This window comes from Agromyces binzhouensis (assembly GCF_004135055.1).
Lineage (GTDB): Bacteria > Actinomycetota > Actinomycetes > Actinomycetales > Microbacteriaceae > Agromyces > Agromyces binzhouensis.
In genome coordinates, this window is sequence record NZ_SDPL01000279.1 from 1 (window position 1) to 4,216 (window position 4,216).

Here is a 4,216-nt window from a genome sequence, read left to right on the forward strand (position 1 = left end):
CGCCCCGTCCGCGGCAGCACCCGCGCGCGACGACGCGCGCCGACCGGCTTCGCGCTCCGCACGGGGACCGGCCGGCGGCACGGCACCGCAGATCCAGCGATACGGCGAGGCCGTGGTCCGCGACCTGCTCGGCGCGACCTTCCTCGAAGAGGTCGAAGCGCCGCAGGCCCGATTCGGCGAGCGGGGGTAGCGCGTGTACGAGGGCATCGTCCAGGAGCTCATCGACGAACTCGGCCGCCTCCCGGGCATCGGGCCGAAGTCGGCGCAGCGCATCGCGTTCCACATCGTCCAGACCGAGCAGTTCGACGTCTCCCGCCTCGCCGAGATCCTCGTCGAGGTGCGCGACAAGGTGAAGTTCTGCGAGATCTGCGGCAACGTCGCCGAGCAGGCGACGTGCTCGATCTGCCGCGACCCGCGGCGCGACCCGAGCCTCATCTGCGTCGTCGAAGAGGCGAAGGACGTGGTGGCGATCGAACGCACCCGCGAATTCCGGGGTCTCTACCACGTGCTCGGCGGCGCGATCAGCCCGATCGACGGCATCGGCCCGGACGAACTGCGCATCCGCCAGCTCATGCAGCGCCTCGCCGACGGCACGGTCTCCGAGGTCATCATCGCGACCGACCCCAACCTCGAGGGCGAGGCGACCGCGACCTACCTCAGCCGCCTGCTCACGACCCTCGAGATCCGCGTCACGCGCCTCGCCTCCGGCCTGCCCGTCGGCGGCGACCTCGAGTACGCCGACGAGGTCACCCTCGGCCGCGCGTTCGAGGGTCGCCGCGTCGTCGGCTGACGCAGGAAGCGCCGGCCCGCGCCATCCGTTGACGCACGCGCAGCGCACCAGTAGAACGGACCCCATGAGCGCAGGGACCGACTGGGTCGCCGGATACGTCCGGGCATGGGAATCGAACGACGCCGACGACATCGCGGCCCTCTTCACGGACGACGCGGTGTACGAGTTCAACCCCGACGACCCCGACGCGCTCCGCGGCCGCGAGGCGATCGTCGCCGGATGGCTCGACTCGCGCGACGAGTCCGGCGACTGGCACTTCGACTGGGAGGTGCTCACCGAGACCGGCGACCTCGTCGTCGTGCAGGGCCGCACCGACTACCCGGCCGCGAAGCTCTACGACAACCTCTGGGTGATCCGCCTCGCGCCCGACGGCCGGGCCGCTCGCTTCACCGAGTGGTACATGGAGCGCGACCGCTAGGCGCCGTCACATGGCCGGGCGCGTATGCGCGCCGCCGTATGATGGTCCTTCCGGCGCCGGGTGAGCATTTCCCCGGCCCAGACACCCCCGGGAGCGCCCACGTGAGCTTGATCGTGCAGAAATACGGCGGTTCGTCCGTCGCCGATGCGGAAAGCATCAAGCGGGTCGCCAAGCGCATCGTCGAGACCCGCAAGGCCGGCAACGACGTCGTGGTCGCGGTCTCCGCGATGGGCGACACGACCGACGAGCTGATGGACCTCGCCGACGAGGTCACGCCGATCCAGGCGCCCCGCGAGCTCGACATGCTGCTCAGCTCGGGCGAGCGCATCTCGATGGCGCTCCTCGCCATGGCGATCAAGGCGCTCGGCCACGACGCCCGCTCGTTCACGGGCAGCCAGGCCGGCATGATCACCGACTCCACGCACGGCGCCGCGCGCATCGTCGACGTCACGCCCGTGCGCCTGCGCGAGGCGCTCGACGAGGGCGCGGTCGTCATCGTCGCCGGCTTCCAGGGCTTCAGCCGCGAATCGCGCGACATCACCACGCTCGGCCGCGGCGGCAGCGACACGACCGCGGTGGCGCTCGCCGCGGCGCTCGACGCCGACGTGTGCGAGATCTACACCGACGTCGACGGCGTGTTCACGTCCGACCCGCGCGTGGTCAAGCGGGCGCACAAGCTCGACCGGATCACCAGCGAGGAGATGCTCGAGCTCGCCGGCTCGGGCGCGAAGGTGCTGCACATCCGCGCCGTCGAGTACGCGCGACGCCACGGCGTCACGCTGCACGTGCGGTCGTCGTTCAACAACAGCGAGGGGACGATCGTCTACGACCCCGAGCGTCTTCCCGAAGGAGAAGCTGTGGAAGAGTCCGTCATCGCCGGCGTCGCGGTCGACCTGTCGCAGGTCAAGATCACGGTCGTCGGCGTCCCCGACGTGCCGGGCGCCGCGGCCAAGATCTTCAAGATCGTCGCCGGCACCAACGCCAACGTCGACATGATCGTGCAGAACGTCTCGGCGGCCGCGACCGGCCGGACCGACATCTCGTTCACGGTGCCGAAGTCCGACGGCGAGAAGGCCGTGCAGGCGCTCTCGGCCGCGCAGGAGACGCTCGGCTTCCAGTCGCTGCAGTACGACGACCAGATCGGCAAGCTCTCGCTCGTCGGCGCCGCGATGCGCTCGGCCGCGGGCATCTCGGCGCGGCTGTTCGAAGCGCTCTACGAGGCGGGCATCAACATCGAGATGATCTCGACCAGCGAGATCCGCATCTCGGTCGTCACCCGGGCCGACAGCGTCAACGCCGCCGCCCGTGCGGTGCACACCGCGTTCGACCTCGACGGCGACGACGACGCGGTCGTCTACGCCGGTACCGGGCGCTGAACCCCCGAACCGAGCGGATGCCTCGTCGCGACGCACCATGCGGCATCCGTCGACCGACTGCCGGAATATCGGCAGATCCCTGCCATTGCCGGACGATCGGCCGGCTCGGGTCCCGCACGTCGCGGAACCTCCTGAATACTTGATGGATGCCACGAGAGGAAGCACCATGGCACACGGAGTGAACATCGGCGTCGTCGGCGCCACCGGACAGGTCGGCGCGGTCGTGCGCCGGCTGCTCGAGGAGCGCGACTTCCCGGTCGCCGGCATCCGCTACTTCGCCTCGGCGCGGTCGGCGGGCTCGACCCTGCCGTGGAAGGGCGAGGAGATCGTCATCGAGGACGCCTCGACGGCGGACCCGACCGGTCTCGACATCGCGATCTTCTCCGCTGGCGCCACGCTCTCCAAGGCCCAGGCACCGCGCTTCGCGGCGGCGGGCGTCACCGTCATCGACAACTCCAGCGGCTGGCGCATGGACCCCGAGGTCCCGCTCGTCGTGAGCGAGGTGAACCCGCACGCCATCGACGAGGCGAAGAAGGGCATCATCGCGAACCCGAACTGCACCACCATGGCCGCCATGCCGGTGCTCAAGGTGCTGCACGACGAGGCCGGCCTCGAGCGACTGATGGTCTCGACCTACCAGGCCGTCTCGGGTGCGGGCCTGGCCGGCGGCGAGGAGCTCCTCGAGCAGGCGCGCGCCGCGGTCGCACAGGACGCGATCGGCCTCGTGCACGACGGCACCGCGGTGACGATGCCCGATCCGGTGAAGTTCCCGCGGCCCATCGCGTTCGACGTGATCCCGCTCGCGGGCTCGATCGTCGACGACGGCGACCTCGAGACCGACGAGGAGAAGAAGCTCCGCAACGAGAGCCGCAAGATCCTGGAGCTACCGGGCCTGCGCGTCGCGGGCACGTGCGTGCGCGTGCCGGTCTTCACGGGGCACTCGCTCTCGATCCACGCCGAGTTCGCCAACGCGATCACGCCCGAGCGCGCGACCGAGCTGCTGGCGGATGCCCCGGGCGTCGCGCTCAGCGACATCCCCACGCCGCTGCAGGCCGCGGGCACCGACCCGAGCTACGTCGGCCGCATACGCCAGGACCAGTCGGCGCCCGAGGGCAAGGGCCTCGTGCTCTTCGTCTCGAACGACAACCTGCGCAAGGGCGCGGCGCTGAACGCGGTGCAGATCGCGGAACTCGTCGCGGCGAAGCTGCCGGCGTCGGTCTGATCCACCTCACGGGACCCGGTCGTCGTCGAGGCGGCCGGGTCTCGTGCTGTCCGGGCGTGTGCGCTCGGCCGCGTGCGGGCGAGTTCAGCCCCCGAGATCGAGCCGCGCCGCGACGTCCTGGTGGGCGAGGCGGCGCAGCGCGAGGATGACCGGCTCGTACAGCGCGGTGCCGAGCACCGTGTACTCGATGGCGGCGCGCGGCTCCGCCGGCATCCGTCCGACGTCGTAGGCCGCGAGCTCGCGCAGCGAGCGCCCGTAGGCGAGCAGGCGCTCGGGGCTGATCGGGAGCCCCGCGTCCTCGGCGGCGGCCAACGCGGTCTCGAGCTGCGCGACCGCGGGGAACCTCGGGTCGAACACCTGGCCCAGTGCGTCGAGCGCCGCGCGGGCCCGGGGGTACGGGTCGGGGTCGC

At 71.2% G+C, this 4,216-nt stretch carries 5 protein-coding genes and 1 pseudogene; 5 read left to right on the forward strand and 1 reads right to left on the reverse strand.

Going from position 1 to position 4,216, the window contains the following annotated elements:
- From ESO86_RS19770 to ESO86_RS12500, 5 genes are all read left to right on the forward strand, one after another.
- The coding region (locus ESO86_RS19770; RefSeq protein WP_207207114.1) for a hypothetical protein at positions 1 to 190 on the forward strand (190 nt) is incomplete at its 5' end.
- Between the two features lie 3 nt (positions 191 to 193).
- Positions 194 to 790, forward strand: coding sequence for a recombination mediator RecR (gene recR, locus ESO86_RS12485; protein ID WP_129235321.1), 597 nt, complete (start codon positions 194 to 196; stop codon positions 788 to 790).
- Positions 791 to 854: 64 nt separating this feature from the next.
- Positions 855 to 1,208, forward strand: a complete 354-nt coding sequence (locus ESO86_RS12490; RefSeq protein WP_129235322.1) for a nuclear transport factor 2 family protein — start codon at positions 855 to 857, stop codon at positions 1,206 to 1,208.
- A gap of 101 nt (positions 1,209 to 1,309) precedes the next feature.
- Positions 1,310 to 2,584: an aspartate kinase gene (locus ESO86_RS12495; protein WP_129235323.1), complete on the forward strand. Its 1,275-nt coding sequence runs from the start codon at positions 1,310 to 1,312 to the stop codon at positions 2,582 to 2,584.
- Positions 2,585 to 2,750: 166 nt separating this feature from the next.
- On the forward strand, positions 2,751 to 3,806 hold the full coding sequence (locus tag ESO86_RS12500) for an aspartate-semialdehyde dehydrogenase (protein WP_129235324.1): 1,056 nt from the start codon (positions 2,751 to 2,753) through the stop codon (positions 3,804 to 3,806).
- Between the two features lie 84 nt (positions 3,807 to 3,890).
- On the opposite strand, the pseudogene ESO86_RS18975 reads toward ESO86_RS12500, so the two are convergent.
- Positions 3,891 to 4,216 (reverse strand): annotated as a pseudogene (locus tag ESO86_RS18975) (MerR family transcriptional regulator); the annotation flags it as partial.